The 24,851-nt window shown below is 40.8% G+C and carries 20 protein-coding genes; 12 read left to right on the top strand and 8 right to left on the bottom strand.

Features of this window, described 5'->3' with window-relative positions; translation table 11 throughout:
* The first annotated feature begins 31 nt into the window (after positions 1–31).
* The 3 genes from CTN01_RS01560 to fldA all read left to right on the top strand — a co-directional run bounded on the left by CTN01_RS01560 (position 32) and on the right by fldA (position 1,906).
* Positions 32–796 carry an alpha/beta fold hydrolase gene (locus CTN01_RS01560; RefSeq protein WP_005370522.1) on the top strand — a complete coding sequence of 255 codons (765 nt, stop codon included), beginning with the start codon at positions 32–34 and terminating at the stop codon, positions 794–796.
* A gap of 248 nt (positions 797–1,044) precedes the next feature.
* Complete coding sequence (locus tag CTN01_RS23220; RefSeq protein ID WP_373455572.1) at positions 1,045–1,185, top strand: DUF2788 domain-containing protein; 141 nt, start codon at positions 1,045–1,047, stop codon at positions 1,183–1,185.
* A gap of 193 nt (positions 1,186–1,378) precedes the next feature.
* Positions 1,379–1,906, top strand: coding sequence for a flavodoxin FldA (gene fldA, locus CTN01_RS01550; protein WP_005370519.1), 528 nt, complete (start codon positions 1,379–1,381; stop codon positions 1,904–1,906).
* Positions 1,907–1,978: 72 nt separating this feature from the next.
* On the opposite strand, the gene CTN01_RS01545 is transcribed toward fldA, so the two are convergent.
* On the bottom strand, positions 1,979–2,464 hold the full coding sequence (locus tag CTN01_RS01545; RefSeq protein ID WP_045148135.1) for a DUF4442 domain-containing protein: 486 nt from the start codon (positions 2,462–2,464) through the stop codon (positions 1,979–1,981).
* Positions 2,465–2,654: 190 nt separating this feature from the next.
* Between CTN01_RS01545 and fur the strand changes: the two genes are divergently transcribed.
* Together fur and CTN01_RS01535 are read left to right on the top strand one after the other, a co-directional pair.
* Positions 2,655–3,101, top strand: a complete 447-nt coding sequence (gene fur / locus CTN01_RS01540) for a ferric iron uptake transcriptional regulator (RefSeq protein ID WP_045082713.1) — start codon at positions 2,655–2,657, stop codon at positions 3,099–3,101.
* 144 nt (positions 3,102–3,245) lie between these two features.
* A complete protein-coding gene (locus tag CTN01_RS01535) occupies positions 3,246–4,286 on the top strand; it encodes a linear amide C-N hydrolase (protein WP_045148133.1) in 1,041 nt (346 codons plus the stop codon).
* Between the two features lie 92 nt (positions 4,287–4,378).
* On the opposite strand, the gene glnS is transcribed toward CTN01_RS01535, so the two are convergent.
* The 3 genes from glnS to nagE all read right to left on the bottom strand — a co-directional run bounded on the left by glnS (position 4,379) and on the right by nagE (position 10,653).
* Positions 4,379–6,043, bottom strand: coding sequence for a glutamine--tRNA ligase (gene glnS, locus CTN01_RS01530; RefSeq protein WP_045148132.1), 1,665 nt, complete (start codon positions 6,041–6,043; stop codon positions 4,379–4,381).
* Between the two features lie 284 nt (positions 6,044–6,327).
* Positions 6,328–8,991 (bottom strand): beta-N-acetylhexosaminidase, encoded by a 2,664-nt coding sequence (locus tag CTN01_RS01525; RefSeq protein ID WP_045148130.1) that lies wholly within the window; start codon positions 8,989–8,991, stop codon positions 6,328–6,330.
* A gap of 171 nt (positions 8,992–9,162) precedes the next feature.
* Complete coding sequence (gene nagE, locus CTN01_RS01520) at positions 9,163–10,653, bottom strand: N-acetylglucosamine-specific PTS transporter subunit IIBC (RefSeq protein WP_005370505.1); 1,491 nt, start codon at positions 10,651–10,653, stop codon at positions 9,163–9,165.
* A gap of 256 nt (positions 10,654–10,909) precedes the next feature.
* On the opposite strand from nagE, the gene nagB reads away from it, so the two are divergent.
* The 5 genes from nagB (at position 10,910) to asnB (ending at position 17,781) form a co-directional block, all read left to right on the top strand.
* Positions 10,910–11,710, top strand: a complete 801-nt coding sequence (gene nagB / locus CTN01_RS01515) for a glucosamine-6-phosphate deaminase (protein WP_045082717.1) — start codon at positions 10,910–10,912, stop codon at positions 11,708–11,710.
* Between the two features lie 18 nt (positions 11,711–11,728).
* Positions 11,729–12,865 (top strand): N-acetylglucosamine-6-phosphate deacetylase, encoded by a 1,137-nt coding sequence (nagA, locus tag CTN01_RS01510; RefSeq protein WP_045148129.1) that lies wholly within the window; start codon positions 11,729–11,731, stop codon positions 12,863–12,865.
* Positions 12,866–12,867: 2 nt separating this feature from the next.
* Positions 12,868–14,082 carry a DNA-binding transcriptional regulator NagC gene (nagC, locus tag CTN01_RS01505; protein ID WP_045148128.1) on the top strand — a complete coding sequence of 405 codons (1,215 nt, stop codon included), beginning with the start codon at positions 12,868–12,870 and terminating at the stop codon, positions 14,080–14,082.
* 115 nt (positions 14,083–14,197) lie between these two features.
* The gene (locus CTN01_RS01500; protein WP_045148127.1) at positions 14,198–15,790 is read left to right on the top strand and encodes a cation:proton antiporter family protein; all 1,593 of its coding nucleotides are present in this window, start codon (positions 14,198–14,200) and stop codon (positions 15,788–15,790) included.
* A gap of 320 nt (positions 15,791–16,110) precedes the next feature.
* Positions 16,111–17,781 carry an asparagine synthase B gene (asnB, locus tag CTN01_RS01495; protein ID WP_005370494.1) on the top strand — a complete coding sequence of 557 codons (1,671 nt, stop codon included), beginning with the start codon at positions 16,111–16,113 and terminating at the stop codon, positions 17,779–17,781.
* Positions 17,782–17,859: 78 nt separating this feature from the next.
* On the opposite strand, the gene CTN01_RS01490 is transcribed toward asnB, so the two are convergent.
* From CTN01_RS01490 to htpG, 4 genes are all read right to left on the bottom strand, one after another.
* Positions 17,860–19,164 carry an inosine/guanosine kinase gene (locus tag CTN01_RS01490; protein ID WP_005370491.1) on the bottom strand — a complete coding sequence of 435 codons (1,305 nt, stop codon included), beginning with the start codon at positions 19,162–19,164 and terminating at the stop codon, positions 17,860–17,862.
* Positions 19,165–19,311: 147 nt separating this feature from the next.
* Positions 19,312–20,289: a ferrochelatase gene (hemH, locus tag CTN01_RS01485; RefSeq protein WP_045148125.1), complete on the bottom strand. Its 978-nt coding sequence runs from the start codon at positions 20,287–20,289 to the stop codon at positions 19,312–19,314.
* Positions 20,290–20,514: 225 nt separating this feature from the next.
* Positions 20,515–21,159, bottom strand: a complete 645-nt coding sequence (gene adk / locus CTN01_RS01480) for an adenylate kinase (RefSeq protein WP_005370480.1) — start codon at positions 21,157–21,159, stop codon at positions 20,515–20,517.
* Between the two features lie 141 nt (positions 21,160–21,300).
* On the bottom strand, positions 21,301–23,202 hold the full coding sequence (htpG, locus tag CTN01_RS01475) for a molecular chaperone HtpG (RefSeq protein WP_045148124.1): 1,902 nt from the start codon (positions 23,200–23,202) through the stop codon (positions 21,301–21,303).
* Between the two features lie 194 nt (positions 23,203–23,396).
* Here htpG and CTN01_RS01470 point away from each other — a divergent pair, with 194 nt between their 5' ends.
* Both CTN01_RS01470 and CTN01_RS01465 read left to right on the top strand, forming a co-directional pair.
* The gene (locus CTN01_RS01470; protein WP_005370469.1) at positions 23,397–24,266 is read left to right on the top strand and encodes a winged helix-turn-helix domain-containing protein; all 870 of its coding nucleotides are present in this window, start codon (positions 23,397–23,399) and stop codon (positions 24,264–24,266) included.
* The gene (locus CTN01_RS01465) at positions 24,257–24,802 is read left to right on the top strand and encodes a regulatory protein ToxS (protein ID WP_045148123.1); all 546 of its coding nucleotides are present in this window, start codon (positions 24,257–24,259) and stop codon (positions 24,800–24,802) included. Before CTN01_RS01470 ends, CTN01_RS01465 begins: the two co-directional genes overlap by 10 nt.
* Positions 24,803–24,851 lie beyond the last annotated feature (49 nt).

Here is a 24,851-nt window from a genome sequence, read left to right as displayed (position 1 = left end):
AAATACCACAACTAATTAGAGAAAATAGTCAGTGAATCTTCATTATCAAGTTGAAGGCGATGGAAAAACGATCATTTTGATCCATGGTTTATTCGGCAGTGCCGCTAATCTAGGGCTCTTAGCCAGATCTTTGAAAAATAACTATAAAGTAATTAGCGTTGATCTTCGCAATCATGGATTATCCCCACACAGTGATCATTTTACCTATCAGGAAATGGCGCAAGATGTACTTAATGTGATCAAGCACTTAGGTATTGATCAATTTTCGGTGATTGGTCATTCAATGGGTGGAAAAGTAGCCATGGCATTGGCTGCATTAGCACCAAATCAGTTAGAACATTTGGTTGTACTGGATATGGCTCCGGTTAGCTATCAAGCACATCGACATCAAAATGTGTTTAACGGCTTACAAGAAGTGAATAAACATACCATTACCAAACGTAGTGAAGCCGAACAGTTTCTTGCTCAACATGTTGAAGACGCCGGTGTTAGACAATTTTTACTTAAATCTCTCGCCAAGCAAGGTGAACATTATCAATGGCGATTTAATGTTGATGGGATTATTGCCAACTACAGCACCATTATGGGTTGGCAACCAGCTGTAGAGCCGTTCAAAGGCAAAACATTATTTATTAAAGGCCAAGAATCTGACTATATCATGCCAGAATATCGGGATGAAATTATGCGGCAATTCCCTCAGGCCAAAGCACATATGGTGGCAAATACTGGGCATTGGCTCCATGCAGAAAAACCAGAAACGGTGACCCGTATCATCACAAACTTCCTTGATAAATAAATAACATGACGTACCTCGTTGTTAGCGTGCTTACTAACAATGAGGTATTGCATAACCACAGTGTTAAATACCTTTTTTAACTATGCTATAGTCTCACTAGATTGATATACCTGAGTGACTTTAAAAACCAAGTACCTTGAGGTTACTTGGGTATATATCAAAACGATTTGTTTTGCTTCATGAATACATAGGCTTAATTAAATCCATTGGAATTTATCTTGTTTTTACCGTTATTTTTCTTTATCGGTATGGCAGTAAAAGATGTCTTAAAACAAGGTAATGTCCTTCCCTTTGGACAAAAAATTGTTTGGCTAGCTTTGTTCCTTGGCTTTGCTGGATTTATATCCAAAGGTATTATTCAACTAAATTGGGAAGGTACTGGGATTTAATTATTAGCGTTAATTGTGTAACTTATGATGATTATATCAACACCTAAACACTTAGTTCTTGCGGGTAATGCTACCGTTTAGACGAAAAAACAAACAAAACGTCAGTAAACAGTAATTATCATTGCACCGTTTCTACTGATTTCTGTAAACTGCGATGCAGCAGTTAACTATTTATATACGGGTAATCTCTACTATGGCAAGCGTTGGACTCTTCTTTGGTAGCGACACAGGTAATACCGAAGCTGTCGCTAAAATGATTCAAAAGCAACTTGGTGACAAGCTAGTTGAAGTAAAAGATATCGCAAAAAGCAGCAAAGAAGATATCGACAACTTTGATCTACTACTACTTGGTATTCCTACTTGGTACTATGGTGAACCACAGTGTGATTGGGATGACTTTTTCCCAGAGCTTGAGCAAATTGATTTTTCAACTAAGCTTGTGGCTATCTTTGGTTGTGGTGACCAAGAAGATTACGCAGAATATTTCTGTGATTCAATGGGTACAGTACGTGACATCGTTGAAAGTCGTGGTGCAACTATTGTGGGTAACTTCTCAACAGAAGGTTTTGAGTTTGAAGCTTCAAAAGCACTCGTTGATGACAACCACTTCGTAGGTTTATGTATTGATGAAGATCGCCAACCAGAGCTTACAGCACAGCGTGTTAAGCAATGGGTTGAGCAAATTTATGATGAAATGTGCTTAGCAGAACTTGCTGATTAATCACATTGAGATCATCAAAAAACGCGCTTATCGAGCGCGTTTTTTTATACGTATTTTTAGCGATATTTTCACTCAAGATATCGCATTCGATTCCATTCGATATTCTGGTTTTTTTCTTACATATAAGGTTCGCTCAACTTGAGAAACTAACTCCCCTCGGCAATTCAATACATTCACCGTAAAAGAGGGAAAATACTTATCTCCAGATTTTGTAACGCGCTTTATCTCTTCGATACACTGTTCCGAAATCACAAAATCAGCGGTTAAATCACTATCGCCCGGTTTAATAAAGTTGATATTTGCTTGCTTATCCCATACAAAATACTCACGTCCAAGTATGCCCATTAACATCAAAGAATAAACAGGATCTGTAAGTGAAAAAATACTCCCACCATACTGTGTACGATTTGCATTCTTATTCCACCAGCGTAATTTCAACTTTATTCTAACAAATCGAAAATCATCACTGATCTTAACAATCTTGATACCAGCTCCCCAGAAAGGTGGCCATAGATTAAGTGCAAACTTTACAATGCTGGGTTTATAAACTTTGTACAATGTGAGTGCCTCATCTGGTACGATGAGTTTATATTTACATAAATTTTACATACATTCAAACACTAGAAATTATACATATCTCCTAGTTTCCTCTGCTTTTAAGGTTTATTGTTATCGTTGCGTCACTTATAATAGTAAGAAATGAAAAGACTACTGCAACATCTTTGCGGATAGCCAATAGGAAATTTTGATGTCAGATAATAATCATGCGCTAAAACAAGCAGGCTTAAAAGTTACTCTTCCGCGCCTTAAAATTTTGGAAGTACTGCAAGAACCTGATTGCCAACATATCAGTGCTGAAGACTTGTACAAAAAACTTATCGATATTGGCGAAGAAATTGGCCTAGCGACAGTCTATCGCGTACTCAACCAGTTTGATGATGCAGGCATTGTCACCCGACATCATTTTGAAGGTGGTAAGTCTGTTTTCGAACTATCAACTCAACACCACCATGATCATCTTGTTTGTCTTGATTGTGGTAAAGTTATCGAGTTTTCAGATGACATCATCGAAGATCGTCAAAAACAAATTGCAGAAAGCTTCAATGTTCGCCTAACAAATCATAGCCTTTACCTATACGGTCATTGCATGAACGGCAACTGCGCCGAAGATGAAACACTTCACGACCCAAAGTAATATTTTAAAAAAGCCAGTGTATCTCCACTGGCTTTTTTATTTGATATTTAGTTCTCCTTTCAAACATTGTTACAAATAACCAGATTACAAAAAGGTGGTTTTTCACTATATATCTATGCCAACTATTTTATATGGATGTTATAGATGAAAGTAAAACCATTAGTACTAGCATTAATCACCACCCTATCTCTTTCAAGCCTAATATCTAGCGCGAATGCTTGTACACGTATCCTTTGGCAAACTGAAGATCATGGTGTCTTTGTTTCTCGTACTATGGATTGGTCTGAGTCCACAAACCCTTACTTAGCTAACTTTCCTCAAGGTTCAGAATACACAACACACCTGAGTAATAAGAACCTTGTTACATCTAAATTTGCTGTCACAGGGATCACTGCTTACGGTGTTTTAATGGATGGCATTAACTCACAAGGGCTTAGTGGTAACATTCTTTATGATGGTGGAATGGATCTTGGCAAAGGGAATAATAAGCAAACCGACGGCGCAATTACCTACCTTCGCCATATGTTGTCGCAACATCAAACAGTGAATGATGTTGTAAAATCAGCCACCGCACTCGCACCTAACGAAGAGTTTATTGAAGGAATTCCTGTTCGCATTGCTCTGCATTTATCTTTCCAAGATCCAACGGGCGATAGCGCTATTATTGAATGGCGTGAGGGCAAACCTCAAATTTGGCACGGTAAGCAATACACAGTAATGACCAATCAACCGGGTTATGCCCAACACCTTGCTAATATTAAGCGTTCAGCGCGTGGTTGGGGCGAACAAGCTCAACAATGGAGCCAAACAAATTTAGGTACTGGCGGTAACACTAATCCTGAAGATCGTTTCGTTCATGCCACCTATTTTTCAGAACACTTAAAAGAACCAACGAGTATCATCAATGGCATTTTAAAGCTCGAGTCAACGATGTTTCGTATTCCTCATGATGCGCCAAACCGCCCCATTAACGGAAAAATGGCAGGTTACGCAACAGAGTATTCAGTAAATAGGCATTTACAATCAGGTGAGACTTACGTTCGCTATCAATGGGGAGATATATTTAGTCAATTTAAATACAACACTCAAGATATTCAAAAATCAGGCAAAATGATTTTCTTCAAATTAAGCAATGTTGAACTTGCGGGGAATATTACAGAGCAAATCATTAATTCGGGACATTAATAGCCATGTAATATCATCGATTAGATAGTTATTAATAAAAAACCGCATCACAAAAGTGATGCGGTTTTTATTAGCAAAAATCAGAGACTAAATTAGTCGCCAATTTTCGCCCAAGTATCACGAAGGCCGACTGTGCGGTTGAAGACTAAATGCTCAGGGCTTGAGTCTTTGTTATCTGTACAGAAGTAACCCATACGCTCAAATTGGTAAGCTTTTTCAGCTTCAGCAGCAACCAATGATGGTTCAACGAAACCATTAACTACTGTTAGAGAGTCAGGATTGATTACTGATACAAAATCATCTGCCGCACCAGGGTTTGGTACTGTAAATAGACGATCGTATAAACGAATTTCTGCTGGAATACCCGCTTCTGCTGATACCCAGTGAATAACACCTTTTACTTTACGACCATCTGCTGGGTTCTTACCTAATGTATCTTTATCGTAAGAACAGAAGATTGTTGTGATATTACCTTCCGCATCCTTTTCGATACGATCCGCTTGAATCACATAAGCGCCACGTAAGCGAACTTCTTTACCCAACACCAAACGCTTGTATTTCTTATTCGCTTCTTCGCGGAAATCTTCACGCTCAATGTATAGCTCGCGGCTAAATGGCACTTCACGCGAACCCATTTCAGGTTTATTCGGGTGATTAGCTACAGTAAGCATTTCTGTCTCACCATCAAAGTTTTCAATCACAACTTTAACAGGATCAAGAACCGCCATTGCACGTGGTGCGTTTTCGTTTAGATCGTCACGAATACAAGATTCTAGTGAGCTGATCTCGATGGTGTTGTCTTGCTTAGTCACACCGATACGCTTACAGAACTCACGCATAGATGCTGGTGTAAAACCACGACGACGTAAACCAGAGATAGTTGGCATACGTGGATCATCCCAACCATTAACCAATTTATCAGTCACAAGTTGGTTCAGCTTACGCTTAGACATCACAGTGTATTCAAGGTTTAGACGGCTAAACTCATACTGATGCGGTGTACAATCGATAGTGATGTTTTCAAGAACCCAATCGTATAGACGACGGTTGTCCATGAACTCAAGCGTACAAATAGAGTGCGTAATGCCCTCTAGCGCATCAGAAATACAGTGTGTGAAGTCGTACATTGGATAAATGCACCACTTATCACCCGTTTGGTGGTGAGTCGCAAAACGTACACGGTAGATCACTGGATCGCGCATAACCATAAATGGTGATGCCATGTCGATCTTCGCACGAAGACACATTTTGCCTTCTTCAACTTCACCGTTCTTCATTTTGTCGAATAGAGCTAAGTTTTCTTCAACGCTACGATCGCGGTATGGGCTATGCTTACCTGGCTCAGTTAATGTGCCACGGTACTCACGCATCTGCTCTGGACTTAGCTCATCAACGTACGCTAAGCCTTTATTAATTAATTCAATTGCGAACCCGTATAGCTTATCGAAGTAGTTTGATGAATAACAAATCTCACCGCTCCACTCAAAGCCCAACCAGTTAACATCGTTCTTAATAGACTCAACGTATTCGATGTCTTCTTTCTCAGGGTTAGTATCATCAAAACGAAGATTACATTGACCCTGATAGTCCTGAGCAATACCGAAGTTCAAACAAATAGATTTAGCATGGCCGATATGCAGGTAACCATTCGGCTCCGGCGGGAATCGGGTATGTACGCTTTTATGTTTGCCACTTGCTAAATCCGCATCAATAATTTGGCGGATAAAGTTAGTTGGACGAGCTTCAGATTCACTCATCAATTACACCTCGTGTGCTTACAGGATTGAGAACTGTATATGATCCATAAATATGGCTCATGACTCAACAAATAGTATGCATTGTTTGTCGATATGGATAAAAAAGCCCCGTAATAACGGAGTTTGTATACTGACACTATACATTAATGCCCTAATTAGGCGCATTAAAAACATGACCATAAATATGATAGCCATGATTTTTACCTAACTTAATGAAAAAAGCCGATGAAGGTTACCCTCCATCGGCTGATATTTTAACAGTTAAAGCGTGTTTGCATCGTAACTTATAGTGATGTTACACGGCTGAAACGTTTACCGTCTGCACTTACTGCTCGGATTTCAATTTTACCCGTCACACTTGGTTGTGCTTTCGCATTGTAAGTGTTCCACGTTTTGCCTTCGTCCGTTGAGTATTGTAGCGCTAAGCCAGGCATACTTACGTTCATTGCAAGTTTACCATTTTCAATTTTTGCACCTGGTACTGGTACACGGTACTGAATACCTGCTGCATCAAGTTTAGCTAGTTCACGTTGACCAAGAACGTTAGCAAAACGCTCCCACTCGTTGTGAAGGGCTTTCTTATTCACAAGATTTGAGTCTTGTGAGTACTCAACACCTGCTTGGTACTCATTTTCCCACTCACCTTTGTGCCATGCACGCTCAGCAGCTGCTAGTACGCGAGGGAATACCATGTATTCGTATTGTTCATCGTTGCCTACAGTTTCACTCCAAAGCTGCGCAGACAGACCGTGGAAGCCTTTCGATTCAACTGTACCTTTACTTGCAAAACCATTGCCATCACGATCGAGTGATGTTTCTGCGTTCTGAGGTAAGTTCTCTGGCGCAAAACCAAACATCTTACGAGTGTCAGTTGCACGTGTTGCCCAGTAGTAACCACGCTCTGATGGATCTACTTCATATGGCATATCCATATATACGTAATCTGGGTTTGATACTACAACATCATAGCCTTTGTTAGCCCACTCGTATGCAGATGCACCACCGCCCCAGTATAGAACGTCCCAGAAGTTCACACGTACGTTATCAGTATCAAACGCTTTAGCATCTTTCGAGTACTTCAAGCCATCTTGCCATGCTTGGAAGTTCTCAATACCCTTGCCATTCACCACAGCACTTACACGCTCAGCAAAGTAGCTTGGTAGGCGATCGTAATCACTTACCACACCATCTGCGATCAATTTCTGACACATTGGTGATTTTTGGTATGGCTTATCTTGCTTAGATTGATCAATAGAACCTGTCCAAGCTGTTGGCTCTGCAGCGTTAATATCTTGGAAGCCCGCATTCAACTTAATATTCTTCGCTTCATCACCACCGAAGTGCCATGTATTTAGCGGCATACCCGCATCTTTGTGCATTGCTTGAATTTCAGTGATGACTTTATCAACAAACTTTGCAGACGAATCCATACATGGATTAATGAAACTACGCTTATCGTAGAACTGTACTGTCGTTACGTTTGACGTATCTTGTGGATCCATCAAGCGATATTCATTCGCTTCATCCATCTTGCCTTCAGCAGCTAGACGCTTGTAACGCGCTTCCATTGCTACTACCGCTGCACGTGCGTGAGCTGGCATATCAATTTCAGGGATCACTTCGATACCACGTGCTTTCGCATATTTTAGAATATCTAAGTAATCTTGCTTGCTGTAGAAACCTGAACCATCGTTCTCAGATGTTGGGCCTGAGCCTAGTTGAGGAAGAAGACAGCTTGTTTCTGATAAATCATGACAACGCTTACCACCGATTTCTGTCAATTCTGGAAGACCCGGAATTTCGATACGCCAACCTTCATCATCTGATAGGTGGAAGTGGAATTTGTTCATCTTGTACGCTGCCATTTGATCTAGCGTACGAAGGATCGCTTCTTTTGAGTGGAAGTTACGACCCACATCAACCATCACACCACGGTAATCAAAACGTGGTGCATCCAATACATTTAATGTTGGAATGCTGTTCTCTGCGCCGGTAGACATCAATGAGATCAGAGACTGCATACCGTAGAACGCACCTTGGTTATCAAAACCAGTAACTGTTGCGCCTTTCTTAGTGACGTCTAACTTATAAGCACCAACAATTTGCTGATCCTTTTTAAACGAACCCGGTAAAATAGTTACTTTTACTGGATATTCACCCTGCGCGTTCACACCAAGCTGTGCTAAACGAGCATCTACAGCAGCCATCATGTCTGCAGGTAGTGTTAGGTTGTCGATCTTAATACCGTTAGCTAGAGAAACAGTATCGCCAGTTAATTTAGTACTTAGCGGTGTAGGTAAAATAGTGCCAGCTACTTCTTCAGAAGCCACTAAGTTTACATCGCTGTTTTTCTCAAAACGTGTTTCTGGTGTCGCTAAGACATTGTTATCCGCTTTAACACGCTTAAATTGATCGCCTTTTAATGGCGTTAAGTAATCTGCAGGGTTAGCTGTATCAGTGCTAACGATTGTTTTTGGTTCTGCATTACCTGCTGTTACGTATGCACGAGGCATGTAATCGTTTTCAAATAAAGTCCAATATTCACCGATGTAAGGGATAACAACCTTTTCACCTTCAGCGAAACCATCGAACTTATCTGTTGGCTCTAGTGTGTGTAGATCACCAGTTACATGTGTAACTTTGAATTGATCATTCTGAACTTCTAAGATTTGACGAATGCTACTGAAGTATATTTTCCAGTCTTTATTTGTTACCGCTGGGCCTTTATTTTCCAGCGTTAAATTAATCAAATCACAAGATGCCCATTCCGCACCCAGTGTTTTACATGGCAAGCCTTCTTCTGCACCATGCTGAATAGCGACTTCGTAGTTAAGATCTAGGTTTGACGCTAGGTTATTAACTACAGTTTGATCATTGTTTCCCTGAGTTGCACAACCAGTCACCGCTAGTGTAATAAAAGATGCTAACGCCGTAAGTTTAATAGTCATGATATATTCCTTTTCTCCCGATATCTCTTCTAAAAAGTGAAGAGAAAATCAATGCGAGCCCAAACGTTGGGTACTCAAAATGCCGGCCCTATCATTCCATGTTTGAAAATAATAAGGCCGGTTTTATTAAAGGTCTTGCGGTATTACTTAATTACTGAAGAATTCAGGTAATTATGGAAGTTTTACAGAAGATAGATCTTCTGACGCTGGGATTTTCTTCATTTCGCCAGCAACGATTTCAGCTAGAGGGCCAAGGATAACCTGAAGGTTATTTGAACCTAGTTTAACTACACCCATTGCACCTAGTGCTTTTAACGTTTTCTCGTTAGCAAGACTGCTGTCTTTTAGCGTTAGACGTAGACGTGTAATACAAGCATCGATGTTCTCTAGGTTACCGTGACCACCAAGTGCTTTTAAGTACTGCTTAGCTAGCTCGCCTGTTTCTGCAGAACCTGCAACAGATGAAGTCTCTTCTTCGTCGTCTTCACGGCCAGGCGTTTTAAGGTTGAACTTAACAATCGCGAATCGGAATACAAAGTAGTAGATGAAGAAGAATGCAATACCTTGAACAATCAGCATGTACCACTGAACAGCTAGTGGGTTGCGTGATGACAAGAACATATCAACTAGACCTGCAGAGAAACCGAAACCTGCAATCCACTGCATTGATGCTGCGATGTATACAGATAGACCCGCTAGTGCTGCGTGAATTACGTACAGTACTGGTGCTAGGAACATGAATGCAAATTCTAGAGGCTCTGTAACACCTGTGAAGAATGATGCAAAACCAGCAGCTAGAAGTAGAGATGCTACACGCTCTTTGTTCTTCGCTTTCGCAGTGTGGTACATAGCAAGTGCTGCACCTGGTAGACCAAACATCATGATTGGGAAGAAACCAGCTTGGTACATACCAGTAATACCTGGAGTAGCTGTACCTTCAGCGATAGATTTCGCGCCGCCTAGGAAGTTAGGAATATCGTTAATACCTGCAACGTCAAACCAGAATACTGAGTTTAGTGCGTGGTGAAGACCAACAGGAATCAATAGACGGTTGAAGAATGCGTAGATACCCGCACCTACAGAACCCATACCTTGAATGCTTTCACCAAAATGTACTAGACCGCCGTAAATTGATGGCCAAACGAACATTAAAATACCAGCAATAACGATACCAGCAACAGATGTTAGAATTGGTACTAAACGCTTACCACTAAAGAACGCTAGTGCTTTATGTAGTTCTACGCTTGAGAAACGGTTGTACAACTCAGCTGACACGATACCTACTAAGATACCTACGAATTGGTTATTGATTTTACCAAATGCAGCTGGAACTGCGCTTGGGTCAATACCTTGAATTTGCGCTACTGCACCTGGTGCAAGAAGCGTTGTAACCACAAGGAAACCAACAAAACCTGATAGTGCTGCTGCACCATCTTTATCTTTAGACATACCGTATGCAACACCAACTGCAAACAGTACAGACATGTTATCAATAATTGCAGCGCCTGCCTTGATCAAGAAAGCAGCTAATGCAGAGTTTGCACCCCAGCCGTTCGGATCAATCCAGTAACCGATACCCATTAAGATTGCCGCTGCAGGAAGTACTGCAACTGGCACCATTAATGCCTTACCTACTTTTTGAAAATATCCAAGAATATTCACCCTTAGTTCCCCCTATGGTTTTCTTAGATGCGATTGAGTAGCTGATTTAAGCTATTCGTATTTGGTTATCCGCAGTTTAAGAAATTAATTTCGCCCCGCAAATTAAAAGCTCATCATTTGTGATCTCAATCACCGACGGAGGTTAGAAGTGAGTGATTTTGCTAGCTCGATCATAAAACTTATTTTATCATTCAAAACAAAGGCGCTATGTCGCTAAGATTTTTCCTGTTTTAACTTTCTTCAACGAGGTATCAACGTGAGACTAATCCCGCTTAATAACGCTAAAGATGTTGGTCTATGGTCTGCTCGCTACATTGCAGATCGCATCAATAAATTCGAACCAACAGCAGAACGTCCATTTGTATTGGGTCTGCCTACGGGCGGTACACCTCTAGCGACATACAAGCGCCTTATCGAGCTATACCAAGCAGGTGAAGTGAGCTTCAAAAATGTTGTTACTTTCAACATGGATGAGTATGTAGGCATGGCTTCTGATCACCCAGAGTCATACCGCAACTTCATGTACAACAACTTCTTTAACCACGTTGATATTCAAGAAGAAAACATCAACCTTCTTGACGGTAACGCAGAAGATCACGCAGCTGAGTGCCAGCGTTACGAAGATAAGATCAAATCTTACGGTAAAATCAACCTATTCATGGGTGGTGTAGGCAACGACGGCCACATTGCTTTCAATGAACCAGCATCATCACTAGCATCTCGTACACGTATCAAGACGCTAACTCAAGAAACACGTATTGCTAACTCTCGTTTCTTTGATGGCGACATCAATCAAGTACCTAAATACTCACTAACTATCGGTGTTGGCACTCTACTTGATTCTGAAGAAGTAATGATCCTTATCACTGGCCACAACAAAGCACAGGCACTACAAGCCGCTGTTGAAGGCAGTGTCAATCACCTATGGACAGTATCTGCACTACAGCTACACCCTAAATCAATGATTGTTTGTGATGAGCCATCAACTCAAGAGCTAAAAGTGAAGACCGTTAAGTACTTCCAAGAGCTAGAAGCGGAAAATATTAACCACCTTTAATCCAATTAAGGAATATTCATGTACGCGCTTACCAACTGTAATATTTTTACCGGTAGCGAAGTGCTGAATAACCACGCCGTCATTATTGACGGCGTGAACATTCATGCAATCTGCCCGATTAATCATTTACTCGATGGCATCGATACTATCGATCTTCATGGTGCAAACCTTTCTCCTGGCTTTATTGATTTACAATTAAATGGTTGTGGAGGGGTGATGTTCAACAATGAAACCACCGCCGAAGCCATTGATATTATGCACCAAGCCAACCTAAAATCAGGTTGTACTAGCTTTCTTCCTACGCTTATCACCTCCCCCGACGAAGACATGAAACGTGCAGTTTCAGCTATTCGTGACTATCAAGCAAAATACCACAATCAAGCATTAGGCCTACACCTAGAAGGCCCTTACATTAATGTTGTAAAGAAAGGGGTTCACCGCCCAGATTTCATTCGCCCAGCTAGTGACGATATGATTGATTTCTTGTGTGAAAATGCTGATGTTATAACTAAAGTCACTCTCGCACCTGAACTGAATTCACCTGGGCATATTCAGAAACTGATTGATTCAGGTATTGTTGTCTCAGCGGGACATAGTAATGCGACATACAAAGAAGCAAGACAAGGCTTCGATCTTGGTATTAGTTTTACTACGCATTTATTCAATGCAATGAGCCCTGTTGAAGGTCGTTCGCCAGGTCTAGTTGGCGCTATTTACGATAGCAGTGAAATCTATACAGGCGTTATTGCTGACGGCCACCATGTTGACTACGCCAATATCCGTATGGCTCATAAAATGAAGAATACGCGTTTAGTTTTAGTGACCGATGCCACAGCTCCAGCAGGTGCAAACATCGATAGCTTTCTTTTTACTGGGACAAAGGTATATTACCGAAACGGCATGTGTGTAACTGAAGAAGGCACACTTGGTGGTTCAGCACTAACGATGATTGAAGCAATTCAAAATAGTGTTGAACATGTAGGTATCGCCTTGGACGAAGCGATTCGTATGGCCACACTTTATCCTGCTCGCGCTATTGGTGTAGACAAGAAACTTGGGGCTATTAGAAAAGGCATGGTAGCAAATCTTACTGTGTTTGATCGCGATTATAATGTTCAGGCGACAATTGTTAATGGTGAATACAAACAGAGCTAATTATGACAGGCGGACAAATTGGTAATGTTGATCTCGTAAAACAGCTAAACAGTGCAGCTGTTTATCGCTTGATTGACTTGCAGGGCCCTATTTCACGTATTCAGGTGGCTGATGTTAGTCAGCTTGCTCCTGCCAGTGTTACTAAAATAACCCGCCAACTACTTGAGCGCGGCCTAATAAAAGAGGTCGCGCAACAAGCATCAACCGGCGGTAGACGGGCAATATCGCTGACAACTGAATCAGCAGCATTTCATTCTATTGCGGTGCGTATTGGTCGAAATTACATTGAAATAACCCTTTATGATTTAAGTGGTAACCATATAACAGGTACCGCTCACCCATTTTCTTATACCAGCCAACAAGCCTTAATTGACGGTTTACTTGAGCATATCCAAAACTTCATCAGTAATAACCAAAATGTAATGAAAGAATTGGTTGCATTTGGTATTACGCTCCCCGGCTTAGTGAATCCTGAGCATGGTATTGTGGAATATATGCCACATATTGATGTTGATGACTTTCCATTAGCTGACATTATTAAAAAACAATTCGGTGTTATTTGTTTTGTCGGTAATGATATTCGAGGCCTAGCGTTAGCAGAGCATTACTTCGGTGCAAGCCGCGATTGTAAAGACTCAATTCTAGTCAGTGTTCACAACGGTACAGGTGCCGGTATTATTGTTAATGGTCAAGTATTCTTGGGCGTTAACCGTAACGTAGGCGAGATCGGCCATATTCAAATCGATCCATTAGGCGATAAGTGCCAGTGCGGTAATTTTGGTTGCTTAGAAACAGTAGCATCCGATCCCGCTATAGTGAAACATGTTCAACAGTTGCTCGACCAAGGCTATCCAAGCTCACTACAAGAGCTTGAAGATATAACAATGCTTGCGATTTGTGATGCAGCAAATGAAGGTGATGAGTTAGCAACCCAAGCGTTGATAAAAGTGGGAAATCAGTTGGGCAAAGCCCTTGCGATGACCATCAATTTGTTCAACCCTCAAAAAATCATTCTTGCGGGTAACATTACTCATGCCCAAGAGATTGTTTTTCCAGCAATTCGACGTTGTGTTGAAACACAATCACTCTCAAGATTTCATCATAACTTACCGATTGTTGCATCTGAGCTTTATAATCAGCCGACCATAGGTGCATTTTCAATGATCAAACGCGCTATGTTAAACGGTGTATTATTACAGCTCCTATTAGAAGACTAATCACAGCACCACATAAATTCAGAGCAAAGGGGCGTATTAAATTAATACGCCCCTAATCTCATCAGCTTCATGCTATTTCTCCAGATTGTTATCTTGCAAGGATGTTGTACAAGATATGGAATTTATCTACATACTTACCGCTTTTGTCATTGGTTTTATTGCTCTACGTTGCAAACTCCCCCCTCTTGTGGGTTTTCTTGTTGCAGGCTTTAGTCTTAACAGTTTTGGCTTTACTTCTACGCCTACATTAGAAACCTTAGCTAACTTAGGGGTGACACTGCTTCTTTTTACTATTGGTTTAAAGCTAGATGTGAAGTCCTTACTTAAAAAAGAAGTTTGGGGTGGTGCTACCTTACATAATCTCTTGTCTACAGCCTTATTTACCCTCTGTTTATTGGTATTAAAGCAGCTTGGCTTAACCATGTTCAGCGACATGGCATTAAGCCAATTAATTCTCATCGGGTTTGCGCTATCTTTTTCAAGTACAGTATTTGCTATTAAGCTGTTACAAGAAAAAGGCGAGTTAAATGCAAAGTACGGTACCGTCTCTATCGGTATTCTGGTCATGCAAGATATCTTCGCTGTTATATTCTTGACTATCTCCAGTGGAAAAATGCCAGAAGTGTATGCGCTTGGGCTTTTCGCCCTACCGTTATTACGCCCTATCCTATACAAGATCTTAGACAAAGCAGGTCACGGTGAAGTACTGGTACTCTATGCCATTACTCTTGCGCTAGTGCTCGGTGCAGGGTTATTTGAATTGGTTGGTATGAAGCCTGATTTAGGTGCGCTATTGATCGGGATGCTAATGGCTGGACACAGTAAATCTTCTGAAATGGCAAAATCACTCTTTAACTTTAAAGAGCTACTACTTGTTTGCTTTTTCTTGAATATTGGCTTGTCAGAAACCCCGACGCTTAATGGGTTGCTGATGGCATTTGTTTTACTACTCTTATTGCCGCTTAAAGGTATGTTGTACTATGGCATATTCCATTTGTGTCGTTACCGTGTCCGTACCTCAATGCTTGCGACGTTAACGCTATTTAATTACAGCGAGTTTGGTCTAATTGTCGGTGGCGTAGCTTATAAACTCGGACTATTACCGGGTACTTTTTTAGTGGCTATCGCCATTGCCGTCTCTTTCTCTTTTTTGCTCGCAGCCCCTCTCAACAGCATGAGCCATAAACTTTATACTGAAGCATCAAAATGGCTAAAAGAATTTGAGCCAGAAAAACTCAACGCCGATGACAAACTGATCGATCTCGGACAATCAAAAGTGTTAATTCTTGGTATGGGCCGAATAGGTACTGGTGCATATGATGAGTTACAAGCGCGTTACGGCAAGCAAATCATAGGTGTTGAAACCCGAGAGGAATCCGCCGAGCAGCAACGCAAAGAAGGACGAAATGTAATTCAAGGCGATGCGACTGATCCTGATTTTTGGGCGCGGGTGATCAGCAAAGAACGCATAACACTTATTTTATTAGCAATGCCCCATAGTCAGGCGAATGTCTATGCTTTAGAGCAAATTAAAGCTCGTCATTTCCAAGGTAAAATAGCAGCAATTGCTCAGTACAATGATGACGAAGAGTTACTTTATGAACAAGGTATTGATGCCGTCTTCAACATCTTCAATGAGGCAGGCAGTGGTTTTGCCCGTAATGTATGTGACCACTTAAAGCCTGACATAACAGCAATCAAATCATAACCCTATAATAACGGCCCCTTATTTTGCAGCAAAAAATAAACAGTGGTAACAACTACTGTTTATTTTTTTCAAATAAAAAGCCATACACATTAGATTTAATTCAGTTAAAGATGCTTTAACTGAATATTATTCACCTAAGACGTTTTATTTTAATGGATTGAAGATTTTTTATTGCAATTTACTTCAGAATACGCAATTTTAACAATCAAAGAGAAACACACAGAAATAAAAAGTTTTGTTTTCATTATAAAAACCTTTCGGTTACATCTGTGTTTCTAAGATTTATGGATATAAAAAGATAACGTTGGAGTGGTATTAATATGTGTTCTGTATTTGGGATTCTAGACATTAAGAGCGACGCAGCAGCATTGCGTCCTATCGCATTAGAAATGTCGAAAAAGCTTCGTCACCGCGGCCCAGACTGGTCAGGTATTTATGCATCAGAACATGCCATTCTTGCGCATGAACGTCTTGCTATTGTTGGTCTAAACAGTGGCGCTCAACCGCTATATAGCCCAGATAAAAAACTAATTCTTGCAGTTAACGGTGAAATCTACAACCACAAAGAAATCCGTGCTCGCTATGAAGGCAAATACGACTTCCAAACAGATTCAGACTGTGAAGTAATCCTAGCCCTATACCAGGACATGGGCGAAGAGTTACTTGAAGAACTCAACGGTATTTTCGCCTTTGTTCTTTATGACGAAGAAAAAGATACTTACCTTGTAGGTCGTGATCACATTGGTATTATTCCGTTGTACCAAGGTTTTGATGAAAACGGTAACTACTATGTCGCATCAGAAATGAAAGCGTTGGTACCTGTATGTAAAACAGTAAGCGAATTCCCTCCTGGTTGTTACTACGGTAGTGCTGATGCCGAACCACAGCGTTATTACACCCGTGATTGGAATGAGTACGCAGCCGTACAAGGTAACTCAACCAGCAAAGAAGAATTAACTGAAGCACTAGAAGCCGCTATTAAGCGTCAGTTAATGACAGATGTACCTTATGGTGTACTACTATCAGGTGGTTTAGATTCATCAATTACATCAGCAGTGGCAAAACGCTTTGCTGCAATGCGTATTGAAGATAATGATCAATCTGAAGCATGGTGGCCACAACTCCACTCTTTTGCCGTGGGTCTTGAAGGCGCACCTGATTTAAAAGCGGCGCGTGAAGTTGCTGATAAAATTGGTACCGTTCACCATGAAATGACCTACACGATTCAAGAAGGTCTTGATGCGATTCGTGATGTGATTTATCACATTGAAACTTACGATGTGACAACCATTCGTGCTTCTACCCCAATGTTCCTAATGGGTCGTAAAATCAAAGCGATGGGTATCAAGATGGTACTGTCAGGTGAAGGGGCTGATGAGATCTTTGGTGGTTACTTATACTTCCACAAAGCGCCAAACGCGAAAGAATTCCATGAAGAAACTGTACGTAAATTGCTTGCTCTGAACATGTTTGACTGTGCCCGTGCAAACAAATCGTTAGCAGCATGGGGTGTGGAAGGCCGAGTACCATTCCTAGATAAAGAATTTATCGATGTGGCAATGCGTTTAAACCCTGAAGATAAAATGTGTGGTAACGGTAAGATGGAAAAACACATCTTACGTGAGTGTTTTGAACACTACCTACCAGAATCTATTGCATGGCGTCAAAAAGAGCAGTTCTCTGATGGTGTAGGTTACAGCTGGATTGATACGCTAAAAGAAGTAGCTGAAGAGAAAGTAACGGATCAACAACTTGAAACGGCGGCTTACCGCTTCCCTTACAACACGCCAACAACCAAAGAAGCTTACGCATACCGTGAGATCTTTGAAGAGCTATTCCCACTAGAGAGCGCAGCGAAATGTGTTCCAGGTGGTCCATCTATTGCTTGTTCAAGCGCAAAAGCGATTGAATGGGATGAAAGCTTTAAGAATGCTGCTGATCCATCAGGTCGTGCTATTGCTGCAGTACATAACGAAGCTTATAAAAAATAAGTTTGCTCTAAACTGCAGATAATAAAAAACCGCCAAGCACGAAAATGCGTTGGCGGTTTTTTTATATCTATACGAAACTTAACGTTCCCAGTATGCTTCTTCCAAGCTATCTTCACGCTCTGGTAGACCACGAGATAAACGTGGAGAGTACTGCGCCAATACTTCATAGCTTACACGGTTTGAATATAAACAAACCTGTGAGAACGATGAATATGTTAAGAAAGAATGTTGGTGCTTACTAGAGTTCGGCACGTTTTCTTTATGGTAACGGTTTGCAGACATATCATGCAGTAATGCTGAAAGTGCACCATCACCAGCGCCATTCGTATTCTTAATACGCTCAGGGCCCCCCATGTAAGGAGCAATGTGTGAATACGCCTTAATTGGGTTCTCACACGCAGCTTTAAGCATTGGTCGACTGAATTCATAGCGGTTAAACTCAGCAATATCACCTGGAAGTAACGGTAAACTTGTTTCACGCTTAGCGTTATCATCAGTGTAACCTGCGGTATATAAACCTACAGGGCCTGCAGTACAAAGAACAAGATCAACCCATTCTAATGCTTTATCAGCCGCCACAAGCGGATCAGACTCACCAGTCAACGCTTCACCTTCATCTTCGTTCATTGCAACAACTGTTACATGATCACGAAGGAAGTCACGCCACCATTGTGGATCGTCTTGAATAACGAACTTTGTACCTAGTGTTAATACTACTGGCACATCGTGCTTTTTCGCATATTCAATGGCACGCATTGTTGCTGCAGGCATAGGATCGCCAGGCTTACAACGCACTAAATAAGCGGTTAGTACAAGCGCAGAGGCATTTTCAAATACATGTTCTGGAATGCTATTTGGTTCAAGTTGGTTCATCTTACCTTCATTGATAGCGAACGTACGCTCACCGTCTTTTGAAATAAGAGCAAAACAACGACCAATAGGGCCATCAACAGGTTGAAGATAGTTCATATCCATGCGGCTTGATGTATTACAAAGGTAACGGTACGCGTAACTACCGATCTCTATGTCTTTACTCATCACACCTAAAAGAACAGATTTATCATCAGCTAGCACAGAATAATTGTGTAGCGTATTACCAATCGTACCACCAGCAAACTCGTGAGTAACAAGATTGTTCTCTTTTAGCTCTTGATATAGCGCTTCTGCTTTTTCATCAGTAATAACCAAAGAATGGCCTTTACTTAACTCATAGCGTTCCAGGAATTCATCATCCACATAAGCTTCAATATCTACCAATGTTTGGTCAATACCGACAACATGAGTACGTGCTAGACGCTTCTCTTGTTTCGTTTGACTTAAAAGTGGATCGCGAGCATGTACCGGAAAGTAATGCTTAGATTTTCGTTGGCCTGGAAATTTCATGTCTATGCGCTATCAAGTTGTAAATTTTGCGAATTCTATCACAGAATATAGAACATAAAAGCAAAAGCTCTCATTGGTTTTGAGATATATCAACACAAATGAGAGCGTAAACGTTATCGTCAATGTAAGTTACAGAATAAAAACTGACTATTCCCAACCTTGAACATGTTGTTTCACCAAGTTTTCCATCATTGTAATGTGTGCTTGGCTATCATTTAGGCAAGGGATCAAATTAAATTCTACCCCACCCGCTTCAATAAACACTTCTTTGCACTGTTCAGCAATTTCTTCGAGGGTTTCTAAGCAGTCAACAGAGAATGCAGGACACATCACATCAAGACGTTTTACGCCCTTCTCAGCCAATGATTTTATCGTGCCTTCAGTATACGGTTTTAACCACTCTTCACGTCCAAAAATAGACTGATAGCTCATGCTCATTTTTTCACGCGGCATCTCAAGCATCTTCGCTAATAGCTCCGTTGTACCATTACAATGATCTGGATACGGATCGCCATTATCAGCATAACGTTTAGGGATACCGTGATATGAACATAATAAGTAATCAGGCTCGCCTTTTTCTGCCCACACCGTTTTAGCAGTCTCGGCTAACGCTGAAATATAATCAGGGTGATCGTAATAATGATTAATAAAACGCAGCTCTGGGATATACGATATAGACTTTAAATCTTTAGCAATACGATCAAACACGGCGGCAGTCGTGGTACCTGAGTACTGAGGATATAACGGTAAAACTAAAACCTTATCACAACCTTGCTGCTTAAGACGCTCCAAACCAGACTGAGTACTCGGGTTACCATAAGTCATACCCAGTTCAACCGGGAATTGAAGTATCTTTGTTAATGCTTTTTGCTGACGTTTTGAATACACCATTAATGGTGAACCATCTTCCATCCAAACCGATTGATATAATTTAGCAACTTTCGGTGAGCGAATAGGTAAAATTACGCCGTGTAAAATGGGGCACCATAACCAGCGAGTCATATCAACGACACGGTGATCGTGTAAAAATTGTGATAAAAATTGTTTCACCCCAGCAGCCGTCGGTGCATCAGGCGTACCTAGGTTAACTAACAATACACCGTATTTTTTATTGTCTTTATTCATCGGTTTTCGCTCTTATCTGTCCTATACCAAGCTTTCTGATCAAAAAATATTAATCATGCAACCGAAGCTAAACGAAAGCTAATAGCTTTTAGATCACTTTGATCAGAAAAAGACGTATCCCGCCTTTATTAACCCCTATTTAAACCATAAAAAAACGGACTATACCAATAGGTAAGCCCGTTTTTTTTCATTGTTACAAGCTATCTAAAACAGCCTATATCAATATTAAGCTAATGCTTTTTCTAGCGCAGCGCTAACTTCAGCAACAGGGAGTGTACCGTCGAACTTAAGGTACTTAGTGTTGCCTGCTTCTGCTTCTTTACCGTAGTACTCGATAAGTGGTGCAGTTTGTGTGTGGTAAACATTTAGACGTGCACGAACGGTTTCTTCTTTGTCGTCTTCACGGATAACAAGATCTTCACCTGTTACGTCATCTTTACCTTCAACCTTTGGTGGGTTGTAAACAGCGTGGTAAGTACGACCAGAAGGAAGGTGAGCACGACGACCCGCCATACGCTCAACGATCACATCGTCAGCCACATCAAACTCGATAACGTAATCAACGTTAACGCCGTTTTCTTTTAGACCATCAGCTTGAGGAATTGTGCGTGGGAAACCATCTAGTAGGAAGCCTTTTGCACAATCATCTGCCGCAATACGCTCTTTTACAAGACCAAGGATGATATCGTCAGATACCAATTGACCTGCATCGATCACTGATTTCGCTTGTTTGCCTAGCTCAGTACCTGCTTTGATTGCAGCACGTAGCATGTCACCAGTTGAAATTTGAGGAATACCAAACTTTTCCATAATGAATTGAGCTTGAGTACCTTTACCTGCACCTGGAGCGCCCAGAAGAATGATGCGCATTGTGATCCCCTTTAATAGAGTGGAATTTTTGCAAAAAAGTGAAAATACACTGAATAAGCAAGACTCGCAAGCCCAGTACAATGACTGGGCTTGGTTTACATGCTTTATCAGAATAGTATTTGATATAAGTAAGTTATTTGGTTATTTAATCAGCAACTTGTTAATAGCAGCAAGGAACTGTGAAGGATCTTCCATCGTACCGCGTTCAGCTAACATCGCTTCACCTAGCAAGAATTCAACCCAACGGCCAAACACTTCTTCATCCGCTTCATCAGCCATTTTCTTAACCAATGCGTGCTCTGGATTTAATTCAAAAATGTATTGAACCTCTGGCGCATCATGGCCTGCTGCTGCTAGCAGTTTCGCCATTTGGGTACCCATTTCGTTTTCATCTGTCACAACAACAGCTGGTGTATCATGAAGTTTAAACGTTGCACGTACATCTTTTACACGTGTACCTAGGTAACCTTTTGTACGCTCAGTCACTGAAGCAAATTCCTTTTCTGTCTCTTTTTGCTTCTCTTTCACTTCTTCATCATCAAAGCTTGAAAGATCAAGATCAGATTTGGTAATAGCTTGGAACTGCTTACCTTCAAATTCAGGCAAGTGGCCCATTAGATATTCATCAATACGATCATACATCAAAATCACTTCCAACCCTTTCGCACGGAATTGCTCTAGGTGTGGGCTATGTTTCGCTGCATTAAAATTATCTGCGGTTAGATAATAGATCTTATCTTGGTTTTCTTTCATGCGGCTCACGTAATCGGCAAGCGATACTGTTTGCTCTTGTGAGTCATTTTCTGTTGAGCTAAAGCGTAGCAAGTTGGCAATTTTTTCACGATTAGCAAAATCTTCAGCTAACCCTTCTTTTAACACCTGACCAAACGCTTTCCAGAACGTCTGATACTTCTCAGCATCATTTTTCGCCATACGCTCAAGCATTTGAAGCACACGCTTAGTACACGCTTTACGTAGCGCTTGTGTCACCTTGTTATCTTGTAGAATTTCGCGCGATACGTTTAGTGGCAGATCGTTTGAATCAATTAAGCCGCGCACGAAGCGAAGGTATGTCGGCATGAACTGCTGTGCATCATCCATAATAAATACACGTTGCACATACAGCTTTAAGCCATGCTGACCATCACGATTGTTTAGATCCCAAGGCGCCGTCGACGGGATGTAAAGAAGACTAGTGTAATCTTGCTTACCTTCAACGCGGTTATGTGACCATACCAAAGGCTCTGCATAATCATGCGCAACGTGATTGTAGAACTCTTTATATTCTTCATCACTGATGTCGGACTTATTACGTGTCCACAATGCTTGGGCTTTGTTGATCTGATCCCACTTTGTTCCTGTTACTTTACCTTCATCGTCTTTTTCTTCAGTTTGAATCAGAACAGGAATACCAATATGGTCGGAATACTTACCCACGATCTCACGTAAGCGATACTCATTTAGGAACTCTTTATCATCTTCACGTAGGTGCAAGATAATATCAGTACCACGATTCGCTTTGGTGATGGTTTCAATGCTGTAATCACCTTCACCAGCAGACTGCCAACTTACCGCTTCATCAGCCGCAACATCAGCTGCACGTGTATTAACCGTTACCGAATCTGCCACAATGAATGCTGAGTAAAAACCCACACCAAACTGACCAATAAGTTGCGAATCTTTACTTTCATCTTCTTTTAGCTGAGAGAAGAACTCTTTCGTTCCTGATTTAGCAATAGTGCCTAAATGCTCAATCGCCTGCTCACGGGTCATACCAATACCATTATCACTAATAGTTAATGTACCCGCTTGATCATTGATTGATAACTTAACGCATAGGTTAGAATCGTCACCATACAAATCAGACTGTGATAAGGCTTTAAATCGTAGCTTATCTGCCGCATCAGACGCATTTGAGATCAATTCACGTAAGAAAATCTCTTTATTCGAGTAAAGTGAATGGATCATTAGGTGAAGTAATTGTTTTACTTCCGACTGAAAACCACGAGTTTCCTTATTTTTATCAACCACTTGCTCGCTCATCTCTACTCCATGGAAAATTGTTAGGTGTTATTTTTAAGATAAATATGGTCAAACAGCATAATTTCAACCTAAAATAGCACGTTTTTTATTTTTTATATTTTTTCAGATTACGTTTTATATTTTTAGATTAAGAAACCATTCAGCAAACTTATAGAACAATGAATAATTAGAAGATCATTGCTAAGGTTAAATAGATGCCTACACACGCAAAAAAGTTTTTAATCGGACAACGATTCATTTTTGATCCAAACGATAACAGTTTGATTGATAAACTGGAAAATAATGAGTTAATTCGTTTGGGCAGTAATGAAAGCCGTGCCTTGAGTCTTCTAATCGAAGATCCAAGCCTCATTATTACTCGCCAGCGTATTCACGATTATGTTTGGCGTGAACAAGGCTTTGAAGTCGATGACTCAAGCCTAACTCAAGCTATTTCAACACTGCGTAAAGCGTTAAAAGACTCAACCAAGTCGCCTGCATTTGTAAAAACTGTGCCCAAACGTGGTTACCAAATCATTGCTACTGTTGATGCCTATGTCGATGAAGAAGACACTGATTATAATGTTGCAGCTCAAGAAACTTTAGCGCATCCAGAACATATTCCCCCTCTTGATACACCAAGTGTTGATGTTACAGATAGCGAGATCGTTGAACCAATAACAGAGCCTGAATCATCTATACCAGCCTCGATAGAAACCAAGCCGAAGGTTACATGGCTTGGTTGGATAGCACTGGTAATCGCCTTAATATTGCCGATTGCCGTTAATTTAAGTATGCCACCAAAATCGGCAGCTTTTCGTCCACTTCTTCAAGTTGAGGGCGTGAAAATTTATACGCCAATTAGTAATCCAGTGATGAAAGATTGGAACAATATGATCAGTAGTTGCGTCAGTGATTATTTGAAAAATCATCAGGATGAAGGTAAACCAACCGAAGTCATCGTCACTGGTGGACAAAATAATCAACTGTATTTGAATTACTTACATAGCAGTAGTGTACCAATGGAAAACATCACCTTACGTTTACTGACTAGCCATGAGGATAATGTGAAATTATGCCAGTAAATTCTCCTATTACCTTCTCGCATTTTGTTCGTAAGTATTGGCCTTTTGGAATCCTTGCTATTTCTATTACTGTTTGTAGTTGGGTTTATTTTTCAACGGATTACAAGCAAGAGCAACTACTGATGTCACGAGAATGGCAAAGTACGACATTTAGCCGTATTGAGCCAACACAACTCGATAATTTAGGCACATTACGTAAAGTAAAACAAAGCAGTAATATGGTGTATTTGCCTAACCATACCTATTCGCGTATTACGACGTTAGAGCTTTATAGTGAGAAACCAACGCCCGTAACCATTCATATCTCTGAATCAGGTCAATGGGATGTCAGTGGTGGCTATCTGCTCACTGAGCCAACAGAATTTAAAGACGTAACATCGGGTACAAATATTGATTTTGATGATAAGCAACTTAATGTTGTAAAAGATATTTTTAGAATGAATGCGCAAGAAAGCCGTCGGATTGATGTAATAAACAAAAACTCACTGTTATTAACCAGTTTGACCTATGGATCCAATATTCTTTACTCGCTGTAAAATACAGGCTTTAAGTAACACATAAAAAAACCGCGCTATATTAGCGCGG

The organism is Photobacterium angustum (assembly GCF_003026365.1).
Lineage (GTDB): Bacteria > Pseudomonadota > Gammaproteobacteria > Enterobacterales > Vibrionaceae > Photobacterium > Photobacterium angustum.
The sequence above is the reverse complement of the archived record's forward strand: the minus strand, read 5'-3'. Positions and strand labels throughout refer to the sequence as shown.

Excerpts from the sequence above, each read along its gene's own strand:
- CTN01_RS23220 (WP_373455572.1), top strand. The coding sequence starts at position 1,045 with ATGGCAGTAAAAGATGTCTTAAAACAAGGTAATGTCCTTCCCTTTGGA.
- fldA (WP_005370519.1), top strand. The coding sequence starts at position 1,379 with ATGGCAAGCGTTGGACTCTTCTTTGGTAGCGACACAGGTAATACCGAA.
- fur (WP_045082713.1), top strand. The coding sequence starts at position 2,655 with ATGTCAGATAATAATCATGCGCTAAAACAAGCAGGCTTAAAAGTTACT.
- CTN01_RS01535 (WP_045148133.1), top strand. The coding sequence starts at position 3,246 with ATGAAAGTAAAACCATTAGTACTAGCATTAATCACCACCCTATCTCTT.
- glnS (WP_045148132.1), bottom strand. The coding sequence starts at position 6,043 with ATGAGTGAATCTGAAGCTCGTCCAACTAACTTTATCCGCCAAATTATT.
- CTN01_RS01525 (WP_045148130.1), bottom strand. The coding sequence starts at position 8,991 with ATGACTATTAAACTTACGGCGTTAGCATCTTTTATTACACTAGCGGTG.
- nagA (WP_045148129.1), top strand. The coding sequence starts at position 11,729 with ATGTACGCGCTTACCAACTGTAATATTTTTACCGGTAGCGAAGTGCTG.
- nagC (WP_045148128.1), top strand. The coding sequence starts at position 12,868 with ATGACAGGCGGACAAATTGGTAATGTTGATCTCGTAAAACAGCTAAAC.
- CTN01_RS01500 (WP_045148127.1), top strand. The coding sequence starts at position 14,198 with ATGGAATTTATCTACATACTTACCGCTTTTGTCATTGGTTTTATTGCT.
- asnB (WP_005370494.1), top strand. The coding sequence starts at position 16,111 with ATGTGTTCTGTATTTGGGATTCTAGACATTAAGAGCGACGCAGCAGCA.
- CTN01_RS01490 (WP_005370491.1), bottom strand. The coding sequence starts at position 19,164 with ATGAAATTTCCAGGCCAACGAAAATCTAAGCATTACTTTCCGGTACAT.
- hemH (WP_045148125.1), bottom strand. The coding sequence starts at position 20,289 with ATGAATAAAGACAATAAAAAATACGGTGTATTGTTAGTTAACCTAGGT.
- adk (WP_005370480.1), bottom strand. The coding sequence starts at position 21,159 with ATGCGCATCATTCTTCTGGGCGCTCCAGGTGCAGGTAAAGGTACTCAA.
- htpG (WP_045148124.1), bottom strand. The coding sequence starts at position 23,202 with ATGAGCGAGCAAGTGGTTGATAAAAATAAGGAAACTCGTGGTTTTCAG.
- CTN01_RS01470 (WP_005370469.1), top strand. The coding sequence starts at position 23,397 with ATGCCTACACACGCAAAAAAGTTTTTAATCGGACAACGATTCATTTTT.
- CTN01_RS01465 (WP_045148123.1), top strand. The coding sequence starts at position 24,257 with ATGCCAGTAAATTCTCCTATTACCTTCTCGCATTTTGTTCGTAAGTAT.